The sequence below is a fragment of the Aeromonas hydrophila subsp. hydrophila ATCC 7966 genome (assembly GCF_000014805.1).
Classification (GTDB): Bacteria; Pseudomonadota; Gammaproteobacteria; order Enterobacterales; family Aeromonadaceae; genus Aeromonas; species Aeromonas hydrophila.
This window is the reverse complement of record NC_008570.1, coordinates 1,180,834-1,197,952: the sequence shown is the minus strand read 5'-3', so window position 1 is coordinate 1,197,952 and position 17,119 is coordinate 1,180,834. Positions and strand designations below refer to the sequence as shown.

Below are 17,119 nucleotides of genomic sequence, written 5' to 3'. Positions count from 1 at the left end.
GCTATTTCTCCAGGGCGCGAAACATCTCGATGGCTCTCACCCGGGCAACGGCGTGGTCCACCATGGGGGCCGGATAATCGTGCCGCCCCTTGAGCCGCAACCAGTCGTGGGGCTGGTGCAGATAGGCGGCAGGCAGATCAGCCAGCTCAGAGACCCAGGTACGAATAAACTCCCCTTGCGGATCAAATCGTTGCCCCTGGGTGGTGGGGTTGAACACCCGGAAATAGGGCGCCGCATCGGCGCCGGTGCCCGCCGCCCACTGCCAGCCGCCGTTGTTGGCCGCCAGGTCGCCGTCGATCAGTCGGCTCATGAAATAATCCTCCCCAAGCCGCCAGTGGATGTGCAGATCCTTGGTGAGAAAGCTCGCAACTATCATCCGCAGCCGGTTGTGCATCCAGCCGGTGGCGTTGAGGCAGCGCATCGCCGCATCGACGATGGGGTAGCCGGTGCGTCCCTCGCACCAGGCGGCAAAGGCATCCGGATCCCAGCTCCACGGCAGGGCTGCCGTCTCCGGCTTGAAGGGCCGATTCATGGAGAGGGTCGGGATCTGCACCAGCAAGTGGCGATAGAACTCGCGCCAGATCAGCTCATTGAGCCAGACAAAGCCGGGCTGAGCCTTGGACTGGGGCCGGTAGCCAAGCCGCTGCTGGAGCGCCGCCACGCACTGGCGCGGGCTGATGATGCCGGCCGCCAGATAGGGAGAGAGCACGGAGGTGCCTGCGATGGCAGGAAAATCCCGGGTCTCGCCATAGTCGAGCACCGCCTGCTCCAGAAAATCATTCAGACGGCGGCTGGCCTCGGCCTCCCCCACCGGCCAGCGGGGGTCTGCCGTCAGCTCGCCAAGGGCGGCATCGACGAAGTGTCGCTCGGCCAGCGGCTGCCACGGCAGCGGCTCACCACGGGGCGCAGGGGGGCGATGAATGACGAAACCATCCTCATCGAGGGCCTTGAGCCAGGCGCGGCTGAAGGGAGTAAAAACCTTGAACATCTCGCCAGAGCCAGTCAGCACCCGCCCCGGCGGCAGCACGCAGCAACCGTTGAGCCAGTGACAACCCACCGTCTGCTCCGCCAGCGCGGCGCTGACGGCCTGGTCCCGGCGCAGCTCGTCGATCTCGATGGCCTGATTGGCGTAGAGCTGGGTTACGCCCAGCTCGCGGCAAAGCTCTGCCAGCGCTGCCGGCACTTCGCTAAAAGTCTCTACCCGCAGCAGATGGAGCGGGATGCCGAGCGCCGCCAGCTCGCGGCCCAGCACATCAACCTGGGCCAGCAAAAAGCGTTGACGGATGGGGGCCAGCTTGTGCTGCCGCCACTGGGAGGGGGAGAGGATAAACAGCGCGGCCACCGGCTCATCACCGGCGCAGGCATGCCGCAGCGCCGGGTTGTCGGCCAGGCGCAGATCATTGCGAAACCAGATCAGCTTCATGATTTTTTCCTCCCGCGTCCGCCTGCACCACCCGCTGCGGGCCTGCCCGCCATCGCCTCGGCAAGGCTTGCCTGCCAGCCGTGGGCTTGCAGCCACTCGCCATCGTAGAGGCGCCCCAGCTCGCCAAACAGGCGGGTGCCGGCGGGCCAACCGGCAGCCAGCTCCTGCTTGCCAAGGCCGGCCCCCAGCAACACCAGCCAGGGGGTGACGGCACGCCCCTCCAGCAGGCTGGTATGGCGCGGCTCCACCGCCCCCAGCAGCTGCACCTCATGGCCCTGACCGATCAGCTCGTAAGCGGCCCAGACCAGATCGAGCGGGCCCACTTGTCCCCAGCTCGCCAAAGTGACCGGTACGCCCTTCTCCTGCTCGATCAGGTGGCGGGCGAAGCGGGTATGCAGCCAACCCAGCCACACCTGCTGCAGCAGCTCGCCATCGGGGCGCTCGCGCCACAGCCCCAGCAAGCGCTCCACCAGCGGCTGCAGCACCCGGCTGCGCACCAGCTCGAACGGGTAGCTCGCCAGCAGGTCGTTCAGCTCGGCCTCGGCCTTGCGCTGGTTGAAGGCGAGCAGCGCCTGACTGAACTGCTCCAGGGTCTGCTGCCAGTGATCGCTCACCGGCTGGGCCTGGGGTTCGCTCAGGAGCACCTTCACCTGCCCGATGCTCACTCCCCGCTCCAGCCAGCTCAGGATCTCGCCGATCTGGCGAATGTCCTGCTCGCTGTAGAGGCGGTGGCCCTTCTCGGTGCGGGCCGGCTGCACCAGACCGTAGCGGCGCTGCCAGGCGCGCAGGGTCACGGCGTTGACGCCGGTGAGGCGGGAGACCTCGCGAATGGGGTAGATCCCCTCCTCCGGCGAAGGAGAAGCGGCGTGCGGTAAATCAGACATAACGGCATCCAGCAAAGGTTGAGGGAGAGGCCCCGGCCATCCGCCGGGGCCTGCACAGGATATTCAGAGCCCGTAGCGCAACTTGAGCGTATCGGGATGGGGATTGAGGTACACCTGCTCGGCGAGATAGGGATTGGGGTACTCGCGCAGGTAGTGGCGGATCAGGGTGAGCGGCACCAGCAGCGGAAAGACGCCGGTACGGTACTTGTCGATGGTGTCGCACAGTTCCTGCTTCTGGGCCGGGGTCAGCACCCGCTTGAAGTAGCCCTGCAGGTGCATCAGCACATTGGTGTGGCTGCGCCGGTTGGCCCGCAAAGTCAGCGCCGCCATCAACCCCTTGATGTAGCTGTCGGCCACCTGCTGCAGGTCGGCCTTGGCCAGATTGCCGAGCAGCTTGCCGAGCGCACGGTAGTGGGTGGTGGCGTGGGAGAGCACCAGATACTTGTAGCGGGAGTGGAAGCGGATCAGCGCAGAGGCGGTGATCCCGCGCGCACAGAGCTGCTGCCAGTCGTGGTAGGCAAAGACCCGCAGCACGAAGTTCTCCCGCAAGATGGGATCGCACAGACGGCCATCTTCCTCCACCGGCAGCAGGGGATTGGCCTCCATCAGCGCCTTGGCAAACAGGCCGACCCCCTCCTTGGCACTCCCCTCGTTGTTGGCGCCATAGATTCTCACACGCTCCATGCCGCAGCTGGGGGATTTGGCGCAGAGGATGTAGCCGGAGATGAAGTCGAGCTGGCGCGCCTTCTGCTCGCTGAAAGCAATCAGCTTCTCGGTGACGTCGAAGCTGCCGTTGCTCGCCTCGGCGCGGATCTCGCCGTGGCGCTTGACCAGCCGGATCGCGGCGCGGGGTGCCCCCAGGCCAATGGCCATCTCGGGACAGACGGGGTGATAGTCAAAGTGGGCACCGAGATCCCGCTCGCAGAAGCTGGAACGCTTGTGGCCCCCGTCGAACCGTACCTCCTGTCCCAGCAGGCAGGCGCTGATACCAACCTTGATCTTGTACATATCATCACTCCTTGTATAAGTCTGAATCAGTTATAGCAGTTATACAAAAAATTGTAAGTTGTATAACTATTGCGGACTGATACGGCGCAAGGGTGAAGGGTGGATCAACCGGAAATGAAAAAACCCATGACCGAAGTCATGGGTAAAAATGAAGACACTACAGGAAGGATGATTAGAAGCTGTACTTCACACCCAGGCTGGTGATGGAGCCCTGTTGCAGGTCCCACTTGCGGTAGGTGTAGTCGGCAGTGAGGGCCAGGTTCTGGCTCACCTTGTAGGCGGCGCCCACTTTGAAATCGTGCATGTCGTCGGTCATGTTGGCGTAGCGGTAGCCGGTGGAGAGCTCGACCGCGCCGATGTCGTAGCGCAGGCCGGCCTCACCGTACATGCTGCCGCTGTTTTTGCGGGTGATCACATCCCAGCCGCTGTCTTTGACGTTGGCGGCCACCTGACGCTCCATGGTGTAACCCATCAGACCTGCTTCCCCATACAGGTTCAGACCTGTGCTGAGCGGGGTGTAGACACCCAGACCCAGGCTGGAGATGCCCATGCTGTCGTTGCCATCGTTGCGGGAGGTGTACTCGCTGCCCAGACGACCGTAGAAGTTGGAACCGAAGCTCTTGGAGAGGTCCAGGTTCAGACCGCCGAAGTCGCGGTTGTTGCTATCCTTGCCGCCGATGTAATCGGACTTGGTGTGCGCCCAGGTCAGGCCGCCTTTGGCGTAGCTGAAGGCATCCTCAGCCAGAGCGGAAGTTGAAGCGAAACCGGCCAGAACCAGAACTGAAAGTGCAACTTTTTTCATTTTGATGACTCCACAGGTTGAGCTAGTTGGGACCTAGCTGGAATGGGGTCATTGTGCAGAGGACGGGGAGAAATGCCGAGCGGCAAGCTGTTGCCAAACCATGTCAGATGTAAGCAACTGTTGCAGGTGGTTACCGGGTTAACAATCAAGACAGGCTCCCTGCAGGAGCCTGTTGCATGAGGGATCAGCGGAACTCCACTTCCTCAATCTCGACCCGCACCAGGGGCTTGCCGGTGAGGCCGGCCGGGCGCGGCACCTCCAGCACCATGGAGGGGCGCTGCTGCCCCTTGCGCAGATAGGACTCCGGCAGACGGTTCTCGCCGACCCAGAAGCGGGCCTCCTGCTTGACCAGCTGGGCCCCCTGCTCGCTGAACAGAGTGACGCTGCCACGCACCCGTACCACGTTGCGGGTGCCGGTGTTGCTCACCATGAATTGCAGTTGCAGAGGATCCGAGCCCTCCATCTTGGCCAGCTTGACGCCGATCCCGTCCTTGACGGCCTGAGCCAGCAGCTCGGGGTTGCTCATCGCCTGCTCGGTCAGCACCGGCACGGCCACCGAACCCTGCACCGCGCTGCCGTCGGCGGCGGGCTTGAGCAGCAGGTATTCCCAGGTAAAGTCATCGTTGAGCTGCACCTGGCGGCCATCCGGCAGGGTCACCTGGGTGAGCGGAGCGGCCTGCACCAGCAGGGGCGAGAGGCAGAGGGCAACCAGCAGACGGGACAAGGGTTTCATAGGGTGATGACTCGGCGTCGATGGAAAAGGGCGTCAGTATAAAGAGTCCGTCCCGGCTTGCCTATGACCGCACTCACGTTCCTGCCCTCGGTTGCCTAGACCACCAGCTCTTGCCGCTCCTCTTCCGCCGCCATGTCCAGCGTCACCAGATCGAAGGCCGTGCTCTTGAGGGCGGTGAGGATATCCGGCTGCAGATCGAAGGCCTGCGCCCGCAGCCGGGCTGGCACCCGCACCCGGGCCAGGGTGGTGGCCCGATCGGCGAGAGTATGAAAAAACACCTGGGCCTCCTCCAGCCCCATGTCGGCCAGCATCTGTTCCGCCATGTCCACCATCCGCAGATGACGGCGCTCCACCAGCTCGGGGTCGGAGAAACGGTAGCTCAGGCAGCCGTGGGCACTCTTGCCCCAGCGCCCGAGCTGACGCTTGTTGAAGCCGTAGCGAAAGTCCCTGTGGGTCATGCCCTGCTTGGCAAACAGCCAGAGGGTATTGGTCGGCAGGCTGCCGAAACGACGCAGATACTCCTGCAGCTCCTCCACCGGCGCCGGCAGCAGCATGGGCAGGTGGCTCCAGTCGGTTTCCAGCGCGGTGAGGTGGCAGATGTAGCGCACCGGGTCGATCACCTCGTTGAGGTGGCGCAGGTGATCGCAGAAGATCATCTCATCGGTCTTGATGACCCGCTGCTCGATGCCGTAACGCTGGCAGTAGCGCTTGGCGCGCGCCACCTCCTTGCGGCTGCGGGTCGGGCTGTCCAGGGTGATGGCCCGGATCCGGATACCGCTGGCGCGGCACAGATCCATGCTGTAGCAGGATTCCAGTCGACCGGAGAAGGAGACCGCCAGTTCGCCGTAGCCAGCCAGGGTCTCGATAAGTGACTGTTCCCTGGTCTGAAAGGTCTGATCGTATCCCCGATTCAGCACAACGATATTGGCATCCATAACGACGGCACCGGATGATGAATTGGGCGCCATTGTGCTGCAACAATCCTGAATAAACCCTTAAAGGGCAGGGATAAATCAGAATTTAATGATAATTTCATGCCAATTAGTTTCATTTTCATCCAGCTGAGCATCGTAAATCCGAAGTTTCGCCTGATGAACCTGATGCATGCGCAGAAATCCCTCCGCCTGTTCGAGAGAGGCAAAGGTCAGCCGACCCCCTCCGCTGTCGGTGAGACACTGCATCTCGCCGTCGGCCTCGACACAGAGCTGATAACCGCTGCCATCCAGACAGGCGATCAGCAGCCCCGCATCCGGATAGTGACTGAGCCAATTACGAAACCGGCCATGCTCCATACCCTCTCCCTCTACATCCTGCCATTCAGGCGGGCAGGTAACCCTGCGCCACCAGCTGCTGGCGACAACTGTATGCATCGGTAAACACCAGGCCGCCGATCCCCAATGCCTGTGCGGCAGTCACGTTGGCCGGGCTGTCATCGATGAACAGGCACTGCTCGGCCTGCAAGTCGAACGACACCAGCAGATAGCGGTAGATATCCGGCTCCGGCTTCATCATCCGTACCCTTGCCGACACCACCTTGCCGCTGAAGAAACGCCAGAAGGGCTGATGCTGCTCCAGCCAGTCGATGCTGGCATGCCCCATGTTGGAGAGTGCGTAGAGGGTATGACCCGCCCCATGCAGGCTCTCTATCAGGCTCAGCATAGCGGGATCCGGCACCAGCGAGGCGGGCACCGCCTGCAAAATCGCCAGGTTTTCGGCGGCGCTCAGCCCGGTGCGATGCTCGGCCTGGCGGGCCATGGTGTGCAGTGACAGGGTGCCGCGGTCCACTTCCAGCCAGTCAGGGTGGTTGAACAGCCGCTCCGCCAGCTGCTCAGCTCCGTGCTCCCCGCGCACCGAGCGCACGATACCGACCGGATCCCAGCTCACCACCACCCGTCCCAGGTCGAAAATAATCGCCATCTTCACCTCCAGCTATCTGCATCATTACGACAGCAAGCGGGTCCGTTTTACCCGGTTTTTCCCCCGCAGGCTCACGCCCCTACCCTGCCCCGTTCTCCTCCCCCGGGCAAGTTTTACTTGCATCGCACGGTCAAATCCCTTAATGGTTATGGCGTTACCTCAAGGACACACTCATGCACGCACCATTCTTTTTTGCTTTCTCGTTTATCCGGCCCTCATGAGGGAAGGCCCGTCGTCACGTGAAGCACTCGCGTAAACAGAAAGCAAAGACGAATCGAGCCTCCCCTAGCGGAGGTTTTTTTTTGCAGCCACCACAATCGATTACTTGGATAGGGAACCATCATGGCAACGCTCGACGAGATCAGACAAGACATCACCCAGTTGGATCAGGAGCTGCTCGCCCTGCTGGCCAAACGCAAGACCCTCAGCATCGAGGTCGCCCGCGCCAAGCAGGCCAACCCGCGCCCGATCCGCGATCCCCAGCGCGAGCAGGATCTGCTGGTCGCCCTGATCCAGAAAGGGCGTGTGCTGGGGCTGGACGCCCAGTACATCACCCGCATCTACCACACCATCATCGAAGATTCCGTGCTCTCCCAGCAGGCCTATCTGCAGAGCCTGCTCAACCCGGAGCAGCAGGAGCCGATGACCAGCGTCGCCTACCTGGGACCACGCGGTTCCTACTCCAGTCTCGCCGCCCGCAAGTACCTGGCCCGCTACAAGGATCAGGTGATCGAGGTGAACTGCCAGAATTTCCGCGAGGTGCTGGATGCGGTAGAGTCGGGCCGTGCCGCCTTCGGCGTGCTGCCCATCGAGAACACCAGCTCGGGCTCCATCAACGAGGTGTACGACGTGATGCAGCACACCAGCCTCTCCATCGTCGGTGAGCTGACCTACCCCATCGAGCACTGCATCCTCACCGCCGTGCCGACCGAGCTGGGCCGCATCAAGACCTTCTATGCCCACCCGCAGGTATTCCAGCAGTGCTCCCATTACCTCAGCAAGCTGGAAGGAGCGCGCCACGAGATCTGCGACTCCTCCTCCAGCGCCATGATGAAGGTCAAAGAGCTGGCGAGCCCGGAGGCGGCGGCCATCGGCAGCGCCGCCGGCGGCGAGCTGTACGGGCTGGATGTGCTGGCCGAGCAGCTGGCCAACCAGAAGGAGAACTACAGCCGCTTCATCGTGGTGGCGCGCAAGCCCATCGACGTGGCACCGCAGATCCCGGCCAAGACCACCCTCATCATGTCCACCTCCCAGAAACCGGGCTCGCTGGTGGAGGCGCTGCTGGTGCTGCGCAGCAACGAGATCAACATGACCAAGCTCGAATCCCGTCCGGTGCAGGGCAACCCGTGGGAGGAGATGTTCTACCTGGATGTCTCCGCCAACCTGCAGACCCCGGCCATGCAGGCCGCACTGATGGAGCTGACCAAGATCACCCGCTACATCAAGGTGCTGGGCTGCTACCCGAGCGAAGACGTCAAGCCGACCGCCGTGCCGCCGGTGCTGCTGGGCAACTAGCCAGCGCTGTAATCAGCCAGGCTTGGGCGGCCGACACCGCCAATGAAAAAGGCGACCCATCGGGTCGCCTTTCTGTCGTCCATTCGCCGCGGGCACGCCGTCAGAACTGGCCTGCCATCAGCTGGTTGATGTTGTAGAGGGCGCGGGTATCGAGCTCCATCTCGGTGGCATAGGTGTTGCCACGGGGATAGGAGGCCACCACTCTGGCACCACGCACCATGCCGGCTACCGACACGTCCAGCGAGTTGGAGGTCTGGGTCAAGTCCTTGTAGCTGCTCTGGCCACGCACCTGCTGGCCGTTGAGCTGTTCCGCCAGCTCGCGATAGGCATCCATCTTGGAGGCGCGGATGGCCTGCAGCATCTTCTCGGACTGGGACGGACCGGGCTGGATGTCGATCACCGCGTAGCCGACCGCCTTGAGCACTGGGAAGTCATCCGGCTTGTTGTTGCCGCCGCCATAGTTGACCACCCGATTGCCGCCGCTGCACGCCGTCAGCAGCAGCGCCAGCAGGCATCCGAACAGGATTTTCATTGCGTCTACTCCTTGTCAGGGCGTCAGATTGACCAGATGGCCGCCGGGACGCGCCTGGCTGTCACGCATCAGGTAACCGCGGTTGATCGAGGCCCGGCCAAACGAATTGTTGGCACCGAACAGATATTTTTGCGGGATCAGGCTCTGGGCCGTGGTCTCCACCATCTTGGTACGCAGGTCGATGATGCGGGCATTGACCAGGATCCCCTGCTTGTTGCGGCTGAAGGTGCCGGTCAGGATGCGGGAGATGGGTAGCCGGGGAGAGAGATCCCGATAGTTGCGGCTCATCACGAAGTCCCCCTGCGGGGTGACCTTGATGCTGCCGGTCAGCTTGAAATCCACCACCACTTCCCCGCGCCGGTTCAGCTCATAGATAAAGCTCTCCTCGATCTGCTGCCCCATCCAGTTGGTGTCCTGCAGGGTATCGAGATCGACGAAAGAGGAGACCGCGATGGGTTCGGTCAGGGTGGAGAGCGACTTGCGCTCCATCAGCTGATCGGTCATGCGCGCCACCAGCCAGTTGAGTTCCATCCCCTGCGCCGCCTGACGAGGATCACCCTGCTCCCGGTTGATGGGGTCGGAGCCGCAGCCGGCCAATGCCAGGGCGAGCGCCAACGCCGTGATGAGTTTGTTCATGGATACCTTTCCTGTATCTGCACCTGATTTGTTATCGGTTCGACCGGCCAAAGCTTGAGCCGGGAATGAGGCATGGATCTTGCTAAATATTCGCGTGTGCTGTGCAACTGGCACGGTTCTGTGATCTGTATCGGCCGGCGACCTCGCTTCGACAGGGGTGAATCGCGCCGACCCGCATATTCAAGGTGCTTGTCATGAAATTACCGCTGCTGTTAACCCTGCTGCTGGCCAGTCTGTCGGCCCGGGCCGAGATCATCGAGGCGCAGGGCAGTGCCGCCATCCTGGGCACAGACGAGGTCTACGCCCGCGAGCAGGCGACCCGCGATGCCCTGCGGCAGGCTCTGCTGGCGAGCGGCGCCGCCGTCTCCAGCATCCAGCGCCTGGAAAACGGCAGCCTGCGCTCCGAGCAGATCCAGATCCGCTCCGGCGGTGACATTCGCCAGTATCGGCTCAAGCGAGAAGAGGTGCGCAACGGCCGCATGTATATCACGGTGCAGGCCGACATCCAGGCCGAGCGCCAGATCTGCCAGACCCAGCACTACGCCAAGGATTTGACGCTGGTACGGCTGCGGCTGCGCTATCCCGAGCAGGCGAGCTACGGCGCCCTCGACGACATGCCCGCCAACCTGTCACGCCGCATGTTCGAGGCCCTGGCCAACGCCCCGCAAGGGGTGGCCGTGCGCCAGTGGCTGGACGAGAACCTGCGCATCGACCCGCTCCACCTGCAACAGGGGGATCGCAGCGCCCTCGAGGAAATCAAGGCGCTCAGCCTGCGCACCGACAGCCAGTATCTGGTGCTCGGCAGCATCGACGATCTCTCCCTCGAGCCGCAAGGCAACCAGCTGACCAGCTGGTATGAAGACCCCATCCGCAACTTTCGCATGCAGCTCTATCTGTTCGACGGCATCAACGGCAGCCTGCTCGGCCGCAAGGAGTACCAGGGCCGGGCCAACTGGACCTTTGCCAAACGGGATCAGGTAGGCAGCAGCAGCGGCCAGTTCTGGCAGTCGAGCTACGGCCAGGAGGTCAACTACCAGTTGCAGGAAGCGGTACAGGATCTGGTGGCCCAGCTCAGCTGCGCCCCGGTCACCGCCCGGGTGGTCGGCCAGAACGAGCGCGGCCCCCACATCAATCTGGGCCGCCGCAACGGCGTCCGGCTCGGGGATCAGTTCCGCATCCAGCACGATGCCGATTTCATCGACCCCTACGGCAAGTCTCGCATGATGCGCAACCCCGCCGATGGCCTGTTCGAAGTAGTGCAGGTGTTCGAGGATGGCGCCATCATCAGCAGCCAGAACAAATATTCGCCGTTTAACATCCAGATCGGGGATCTGGCAGTATTGGAATAAGAATCAATGGTTTAAAAGGGAGCGGCTTCTTGTATAATGCCCGCCACAATGCTCCCGTAGCTCAGTAGGATAGAGCGGTCCCCTCCTAAGGGACAGGCCACTGGTTCGACTCCAGTCGGGAGCGCCATATAAAACAAGGGGTTGGCATCATTACGATGCCAACCCCTTGGTCGTTTTTGGCCCCGTACCCCTCTCCGTACCCCTCCAATGCAGTTCATTGCACAACACCATCATGCTGTAACGCCACCCTTAAAAAATGAGAATTTAATGGCAAATACATCCTATTCAATAAACTTTCAAACCTACATCACCTCCATGAGTTAGCAGGCTGATGTCTGCATTTCACAATTCCTGGAGGAGATATGGCTCACCTGATTGACACCATGGCCTACACGGGCCAAACCCCTTGGCATGGCCTTGGCAATATTTTGCCCCCGCAACAATCTCTCGATATCTGGCTACAGGCAGCCGGGATGGATTGGACCATCGAGCAGAGCGACGTGATGTTTAACGTCGCCTCCGATGCACTGCATATCCGCCCCTACTGCGACAGCAAGGTGCTTTATCGCTCCGATACCCTCGCCCCCCTGTCGGTGGTCTCAAGTCGCTACAACGTGGTACAGCCTCACGAGGTGCTGCATTTCTATCAAGACCTGGTGGAAGCCGGAGGCTTTGAGCTGGAGACCGCAGGCTCGCTCAAAGGCGGCCGCAAGCTGTGGGCTCTGGCCAAAACAGGCCAGGATCTAAAACTCAAAGGCAATGACTTGGTAAAGTCCTATTTGCTGCTGGCGACCAGCTGCGACGGCACGCTCTGCACCACGGCGCAGTTCACCTCGCTGCGGGTAGTCTGCAACAACACCCTGCAGATGGCACTGCGCGGTGCTACCGGTGCCATCAAGGTGCCCCACTCTACTCAGTTCGATGCAGCTGCCGTCAAAGAGTCGCTCGGGCTGGGGCTCTCTCATTGGGATGAATTTAAGGCGCAGACCAAGGCGCTGGCACAGCGGCCCGTGGCCCCTGAAGAGGCACTGCGCTTTTTCAGCGACCTGTTGGCGCAACCGCTGGATGAGGAGAACATCATCCTCACCAAGCCGGTACAACGGCTGCATGAGCTCTATCAGGGCGCAGGCATGGGCTCAGAACTTGTCAGCTCCCGCAATACCGCCTGGGGGCTGGTTAATGCTGTCACGGAATATGTCGATCACCACCGCCGTGCTCGCAGTCAGGACCATCGGCTCGATTCCGCCTGGTTCGGTCAGGGAGCCCAACTCAAATCCCAAGCCCTGAACCAAGCCCTTACCCTGCTGCAGTAATTCCTCTTCCCTATTCAAACCGCATAACGACCTCACCCGGACTGGCACAAGCCAATCCGGGCGTCGCCATTTATGCCGTCAACAAGGAATAGTCATGAAAGCAAAAGCCAAATACGGCCAAGCCCTGCGGCTGGCCTCCACTACCCAGTTAACCCGCGAGCAATGGCTTGCTATCCGCAAGCTTGGCATTGGCTCCTCCGATGCCGCCGTCGCAGTGGGGCTCTCCCCCTACAAATGCCCGCTCAGCCTGTGGTTGGAGAAGACCGGTCGCAAGGAGCCGGAGGATATCTCCCACAAGGAAGCGGTGCTGTGGGGCATCGAGCTGGAGCCGGTGTTGGCGCAGGTCTATGCCAAGCGCACCGGCTACAAGGTGCGCCGGGTCAATGCGGTACTGCAACCCCCCGAGCAACCCTTCATGCTCGCCAACCTCGATCGGGAGGTGGTCGGCCATCCCGATGGGCCGGGCATTCTGGAGATCAAGACCGCCAGCTATCACAGCGCCCCCCAGTGGGAGGAAGGTGTGCCGGTGGCTTATCAGTGTCAGGTACTGCATCAATTGGCGGTTACCGGCCATGCCTGGGCTGAGGTGGCAGTGCTGATCGGCGGCCAGGATTTTCGGATTTACCGCATCGAGCGCGATGAGGAGAAGATCCAGGATCTCACCGAGCGGGAAGCGCAGTTCTGGCAGATGGTGCAACAAGACCAGCAGCCCGAGCCTGACGGCTCCAATGATGCAGCCAATGCCCTGAGCTGGCTGTTTCCGCGTGACGATGGCCAGACGGTAGATCTCTCCGATTCTCCCGAGTTCAACCAGCTGTTTGGGGAGCTGCTGCGCTTGCGTCAGCAGAAGGAAGCTGTCGAGCTGCAGGAGTCGCAGCTCAAGCAGCGGCTGCAAGCCACCTTAGGTGAAGCCACTGCCGGGCTGTTTGCCAACGGCAAGATCACTTGGAAGCGCAGCAAAGACCGGCTGGCACCGGATCTGGATAAGCTCGGTCAGGATCATCCCGACCTGCTCACCCGTTATGTCAAACCGGTGCCCGGCGTGCGCCGTTTCACCATTCAACCCTTGAGGCAAACACCATGATCAAAGGACTGGCGATCACCCCGCCCGTGATCGGGCGGATCTGCATCGGCAAGCTGGTGCAAAAACAGGATAAGTGGGTACCGGAGAAGGACGACAGCTTCACCCTCACCACCCAGATACAGCACAAGGGGGGATGGTTGCTCCATCCCCTGCATCAACACTACTCATCGCAAAAGAGTGGCCAAGGGCAGGAGCAGACCAAGATCCGCGCCATTCCGGTGCGCGTGCTGTTCAACGACAGCGACTTGAATCTGCGAGCGGAATACAGCTCGTTTGACCGGCAAACCGGCAGGCCGCTCTGTGTCGGGAATGGGGAGGTGGCAAGACGAGTGGGGGCACAAGGCATGGAGGAGGTCAGCTGCCCTGGGCCTGAGCGCTGTGCCTTTGCCGGGCAACAGGGCTGCAAGCTGTACGGGCGACTGAACCTGTTTGTGGAGGGGCAAGGGGATGAGCTGGGCAGCTTTATCTTCCGCACCACCGGCTACAACTCGGTGCGCACTCTGGCAGCACGACTGAAGTACCTGGAGGCAGTGAGCGGTGGCCATACCCGCTATCTGCCGCTCACCCTGCGGTTGCGGGCCAAGAGCACTACCCAGTCCTACCGCACACCGGTCTACTACGTGGATGTGACCTTGCGGGAAGAGACCAACCTGACCGAGGCAGTCAGACAGGCACAGGAGGCCGCCCAGCGTGACCAAGAGGCGGGGCTCGCCATCGACCAGATGGAACAAGCCGCTCGCGAGCTGCTGCGCAATGGCCAATTTGAGGATATCGATGAAGAGGTGCCGATGTTGCTGGAGGAGTTCTATCCCGAAGCCAACAGCGACGAGACGGCGAATGGTATCAATGGTTCTGAGGCGACAACCTCACCTCACGTCCCGCTAGGCAAAGCAACCAGAACGCCACAGAGACCACAACCAAGAAGGAGTCCACTCACCAACAAATTGGGGAAAGGGACCCCATCCCCTCCCCAGTGAATGGTGGATGATCAGCGGGAACGGGCCAACCGCTCCACCAACCGTTCTACCGTTTCCAGCAACAGGGTTCGGTCAGCATCATCGAGCCGGGCCAGTTGCTGGCTCAGCACAATGCCCTGCTCGGTCGGGCGGTTACTGGTCTCGCGCAGAAAGTCCGCCAGCTCACAACCAAACAGTTGAGCGAGCTCCGCCAGCCGCACCACGGTCGGCACCACAATCCCTCGCTCCATTCGAGAGACGGCCTCCATCCCGATATTGAGGTGTTCAGCCACATGCTCTTGCGTGAATCCGGCTTGAGTACGCTTGTGGCTAATCGCCTTGCCAACGCTCTTGGCTAACAGCTCAAGGTTGATATCTGTCATGGTTCCTCCAGTCAACCCGTATGGTTGACCATGGACCCATTGACGATAAGGACTCAAAAAGGCGAGTATCAACTAAGTTGGTTGTAATTGGCCGTAAATCGATGATCGCTACGCTGACCGACTCACCGACAACAAACATCAATCCTCGTTTGTGGCATCCCCTCCCATCTCGGGTAAAGCGCTTTTACGCGAGCGGTTAGGGCGACTGCCATTGTTACTATTACTCTGTTACATAAGGAAAAGTACATGGCTCGTTATCCCGTTATTGCCACCCTCTTTTTTCTCGTCATCACCATTTACTCACTCTGGACCGGTAGCTCCCCGCAGCTCGGGTTCTGGGGCCATATCTGGCACTTTGTCTTTGGCTCTCTGTTTACCTCACTTGGCCTGATGGGAGGGGAATTGTTCCGCCGCTTCACCCAACCAAACATGCTGTTTGCTGACGGCGCACAGGAGATGTTCAAGAAGAAGCTGTTTTGGAAAGTTGGCCCCCAGCTCATCGGGGGGGTGGTGGGCTACATCGCGGCAGGTGGCTTTTTACAAAATGTGTTGGGTTACTACGTTGGATAAGGAGAGTTAACCATGAACAAATGTTGGATCACGTTGACGGCCATCCTGCTATGCAACAACGCCCTGGCCTATGGCGAGGCCGGACGCTGGAGCAGTGGCTGGGGTCAGGGCACCAGCGAATACACGGCGGTGGTCAACGAGCAAAACAACCTCTATATCGCCTGCAATGACACCCGAAAGGTCAGCATGACGGCCACGGTACAGGGCAAGGAGTACGGCTCTTATGCTGGGCAGGCTTTCTCCATCATCGTCGATGGCAGCCAATACGATGCGCCCTATGAGACAGAATCCCGTGTCGGTGAGAACAATTTCTTCGACATGTGGGGCAAGCTACGCAAGGCCAAGTCGATCCGCATTTTAACGGCTGACGGCAAGCAACTCGCACTGCCAACCAAAGAGGTCGCATCTGTACTGCCCGCCACTAATACGCCCGAGTTTGACTGCTTGATGTGGGACCAATAGATCACATCCATTCCCATCCAAGAGGAGGCATTTGCCTCCTCTTTTCATTTCTGCCATTCACCCACCTGTGAAGGAGACACACTATGCCCCCCTGTATTCCTCCCGAATGCGAGCCGTTCGACCAGCAAGGCTTTTGGCGCAAGCTCTGCGCCTTTGCCAAGCGTGCCGGTCGGCCCTTTATTGAAACCTGCCTGTTGCTCTACTACACCAGCCAGAAGGATGACCTGCCGCTCTGGGCCAAGCTGCTGATCTACAGCGCGTTGGCCTACTTTATCTCGCCCATCGATGCGATCCCGGATGTGCTGCCTATGGGGCTCACCGATGACATCGCGGTGCTAAGTGCGGCACTCGCCAGTATTACCGCCTTTATTGACACCCAGATCCGTGCCCGTGCGGCCAGAAAAATGCGCGATCTGTTCGGCCAAGATTAACCCCTACAAGGAGTACATCATGACTATTCCCTTTTTCCGGGGCGGCTTTGCTCTGCCCGTAGCCCAAGCATTGCTGGTTCTGCTCGACCAGGAAGTCGCTAAAACCGAGCTCAATATCGAGCGCTTAAGCCAACTGACCTTCAACTTTCGTAATCCCGGCTACAGCGCCGAGCAAGGCGGCGTGCACCCAGTCGAGATCCGCCTGATCCGTGGGCTAGATGGCTGGCTGTTCGATTACGTCACCGACTTCAGCTACCAGGGGCTCGGCCATGATGCCGAGCTCTGCAAGGAGCTCGACTTCAACTTCCTCGATGGGGAACACACCATGTTGGGCTGGGGACCGTTGCGGCTAGCCGAAGCGCGGGAGTTGTTCGACATCTGGCAGCGCAACTTCATTGCCTACTGCCGGTTGGAATGCTTCAGCGTCACGGTCGCTGGAGATTAGGAGGTAACTATGAACCAAGAATTAGCGCTCTCCCATTACACGCGTCAGTGGCTGGGGCGAGTCGCTACCAGCGCCAAGCTAACCCCCACTCGCAGTGGTCAGCGTTGGCTGCTGCACCTGACTCCAGATAGCCCACCAGCCCGTACAGTCACCTTACAAGTGCGCTGGTCTGGCGCACAGTGGCAACTGCTCTCCCTCAGCAATGCCGAGGACTGGTACACCATGAGCAAGCCGAGAGATGAGATCTGCATCGACCCCAAACGTCGCTGTTTCTGGCATTGCCAGGCAGGGCCGGTGCCGCTCACCGAGCAACCCCGCGTACTGGCCAACTTTCTGGCTGACCTGCAGCGCATCTGCATCCATCGCGGCTATGCGGTGGAGAGTGACCCCATCCCTGACAAGGAGACCGAAGATGATTAACTCCGTGATCGCCATCGAGCTGGAGGCTTATCTTGAACACGATGGTCAGATTGAAGTGGTACATGACCAGAGCCTGCCGGTGGACGGTTATACCCTCTACCTGCGCTATGAAAACGAACGGGGCGACGCACTGGCGCAATGGCTGTGCGATCACCCGGATCACAGCTGGCTAACCCAGTTCGGCACCCTACTAGCCACCAGTTACCACATTCCGCTACACGACTACACCCCGCACACCTTGGCGGCCTGAGTACCG

Annotated in this window: 22 protein-coding genes, 1 tRNA gene and 1 other annotated feature; of the genes, 12 read left to right on the top strand and 11 right to left on the bottom strand. The window is 60.8% G+C overall.

Translation table 11 applies throughout. From position 1 onward, the window contains the following. Position 1: 1 nt before the first annotated feature. The 8 genes from phrB to AHA_RS05515 form a co-directional block, all read right to left on the bottom strand. Positions 2-1,423, bottom strand: a complete 1,422-nt coding sequence (phrB, locus tag AHA_RS05550; RefSeq protein ID WP_011705028.1) for a deoxyribodipyrimidine photo-lyase — start codon at positions 1,421-1,423, stop codon at positions 2-4. Then, positions 1,420-2,307: a MerR family transcriptional regulator gene (locus AHA_RS05545; RefSeq protein WP_011705027.1), complete on the bottom strand. Its 888-nt coding sequence runs from the start codon at positions 2,305-2,307 to the stop codon at positions 1,420-1,422. Before AHA_RS05545 ends, phrB begins: the two co-directional genes overlap by 4 nt. Positions 2,308-2,370: 63 nt before the next feature. Then, a complete protein-coding gene (locus tag AHA_RS05540; RefSeq protein ID WP_011705026.1) occupies positions 2,371-3,315 on the bottom strand; it encodes a YbgA family protein in 945 nt (314 codons plus the stop codon). Positions 3,316-3,487: 172 nt separating this feature from the next. Continuing rightward, a complete protein-coding gene (locus tag AHA_RS05535) occupies positions 3,488-4,117 on the bottom strand; it encodes an outer membrane beta-barrel protein (RefSeq protein ID WP_011705025.1) in 630 nt (209 codons plus the stop codon). Between the two features lie 184 nt (positions 4,118-4,301). Further along, on the bottom strand, positions 4,302-4,850 hold the full coding sequence (locus AHA_RS05530; protein ID WP_011705024.1) for a DUF3157 family protein: 549 nt from the start codon (positions 4,848-4,850) through the stop codon (positions 4,302-4,304). Positions 4,851-4,945: 95 nt separating this feature from the next. After that, positions 4,946-5,818: an adenine nucleotide alpha-hydrolase family protein gene (locus AHA_RS05525; protein ID WP_011705023.1), complete on the bottom strand. Its 873-nt coding sequence runs from the start codon at positions 5,816-5,818 to the stop codon at positions 4,946-4,948. Positions 5,819-5,863: 45 nt separating this feature from the next. After that, the gene (locus AHA_RS05520) at positions 5,864-6,142 is read right to left on the bottom strand and encodes a DUF6482 family protein (RefSeq protein ID WP_011705022.1); all 279 of its coding nucleotides are present in this window, start codon (positions 6,140-6,142) and stop codon (positions 5,864-5,866) included. Positions 6,143-6,167: 25 nt separating this feature from the next. Further along, a complete protein-coding gene (locus AHA_RS05515) occupies positions 6,168-6,767 on the bottom strand; it encodes an HAD family hydrolase (protein WP_011705021.1) in 600 nt (199 codons plus the stop codon). A 169-nt stretch (positions 6,768-6,936) separates the two neighbouring features. Further along, positions 6,937-7,071 (top strand) — a sequence feature (Phe leader region). 38 nt (positions 7,072-7,109) lie between these two features. Here AHA_RS05515 and pheA point away from each other — a divergent pair. Further along, positions 7,110-8,282 (top strand): prephenate dehydratase, encoded by a 1,173-nt coding sequence (gene pheA / locus AHA_RS05510; protein ID WP_011705019.1) that lies wholly within the window; start codon positions 7,110-7,112, stop codon positions 8,280-8,282. Between the two features lie 100 nt (positions 8,283-8,382). Here the strand turns inward: pheA and AHA_RS05505 are convergent, their stop codons facing one another. Beyond that, entirely contained in the window at positions 8,383-8,814 is a 432-nt protein-coding gene (locus AHA_RS05505; RefSeq protein WP_011705018.1) for an LPP20 family lipoprotein, read from the bottom strand. A gap of 15 nt (positions 8,815-8,829) precedes the next feature. After that, the gene (locus AHA_RS05500; RefSeq protein ID WP_016349807.1) at positions 8,830-9,450 is read right to left on the bottom strand and encodes a FlgO family outer membrane protein; all 621 of its coding nucleotides are present in this window, start codon (positions 9,448-9,450) and stop codon (positions 8,830-8,832) included. A gap of 194 nt (positions 9,451-9,644) precedes the next feature. Between AHA_RS05500 and AHA_RS05495 the strand changes: the two genes are divergently transcribed. The 5 genes from AHA_RS05495 to AHA_RS05475 all read left to right on the top strand — a co-directional run bounded on the left by AHA_RS05495 (position 9,645) and on the right by AHA_RS05475 (position 14,173). Continuing rightward, positions 9,645-10,799 carry a flagellar assembly protein FlgT gene (locus AHA_RS05495; RefSeq protein ID WP_011705016.1) on the top strand — a complete coding sequence of 385 codons (1,155 nt, stop codon included), beginning with the start codon at positions 9,645-9,647 and terminating at the stop codon, positions 10,797-10,799. A gap of 50 nt (positions 10,800-10,849) precedes the next feature. After that, positions 10,850-10,926: transfer RNA gene (locus tag AHA_RS05490), tRNA-Arg, on the top strand. 235 nt (positions 10,927-11,161) lie between these two features. Continuing rightward, a complete protein-coding gene (locus AHA_RS05485) occupies positions 11,162-12,112 on the top strand; it encodes a DUF932 domain-containing protein (RefSeq protein ID WP_011705015.1) in 951 nt (316 codons plus the stop codon). Between the two features lie 94 nt (positions 12,113-12,206). Next, the gene (locus AHA_RS05480) at positions 12,207-13,196 is read left to right on the top strand and encodes a YqaJ viral recombinase family nuclease (RefSeq protein WP_011705014.1); all 990 of its coding nucleotides are present in this window, start codon (positions 12,207-12,209) and stop codon (positions 13,194-13,196) included. Next, positions 13,193-14,173, top strand: coding sequence for a recombination directionality factor (locus AHA_RS05475; protein WP_115586405.1), 981 nt, complete (start codon positions 13,193-13,195; stop codon positions 14,171-14,173). Before AHA_RS05480 ends, AHA_RS05475 begins: the two co-directional genes overlap by 4 nt. Before the next feature lie 11 nt (positions 14,174-14,184). On the opposite strand, the gene AHA_RS05470 is transcribed toward AHA_RS05475, so the two are convergent. Next, the gene (locus AHA_RS05470; protein ID WP_011705012.1) at positions 14,185-14,535 is read right to left on the bottom strand and encodes a helix-turn-helix domain-containing protein; all 351 of its coding nucleotides are present in this window, start codon (positions 14,533-14,535) and stop codon (positions 14,185-14,187) included. A gap of 246 nt (positions 14,536-14,781) precedes the next feature. Between AHA_RS05470 and AHA_RS05465 the strand changes: the two genes are divergently transcribed. The 6 genes from AHA_RS05465 (at position 14,782) to AHA_RS05440 (ending at position 17,113) form a co-directional block, all read left to right on the top strand. Beyond that, entirely contained in the window at positions 14,782-15,105 is a 324-nt protein-coding gene (locus AHA_RS05465) for a hypothetical protein (protein ID WP_011705011.1), read from the top strand. A gap of 12 nt (positions 15,106-15,117) precedes the next feature. Further along, positions 15,118-15,567: a hypothetical protein gene (locus tag AHA_RS05460; RefSeq protein ID WP_011705010.1), complete on the top strand. Its 450-nt coding sequence runs from the start codon at positions 15,118-15,120 to the stop codon at positions 15,565-15,567. Positions 15,568-15,650: 83 nt separating this feature from the next. Continuing rightward, complete coding sequence (locus AHA_RS05455) at positions 15,651-15,998, top strand: YkvA family protein (RefSeq protein ID WP_011705009.1); 348 nt, start codon at positions 15,651-15,653, stop codon at positions 15,996-15,998. Positions 15,999-16,017: 19 nt separating this feature from the next. Continuing rightward, entirely contained in the window at positions 16,018-16,443 is a 426-nt protein-coding gene (locus AHA_RS05450; protein ID WP_011705008.1) for a DUF2787 domain-containing protein, read from the top strand. 9 nt (positions 16,444-16,452) lie between these two features. Then, a complete protein-coding gene (locus tag AHA_RS05445) occupies positions 16,453-16,863 on the top strand; it encodes a hypothetical protein (RefSeq protein ID WP_077392331.1) in 411 nt (136 codons plus the stop codon). Next, the gene (locus tag AHA_RS05440) at positions 16,856-17,113 is read left to right on the top strand and encodes a hypothetical protein (RefSeq protein WP_077392332.1); all 258 of its coding nucleotides are present in this window, start codon (positions 16,856-16,858) and stop codon (positions 17,111-17,113) included. The genes AHA_RS05445 and AHA_RS05440 overlap by 8 nt, the downstream gene beginning before the upstream one ends. The last annotated feature ends 6 nt before the right edge of the window (positions 17,114-17,119 follow it).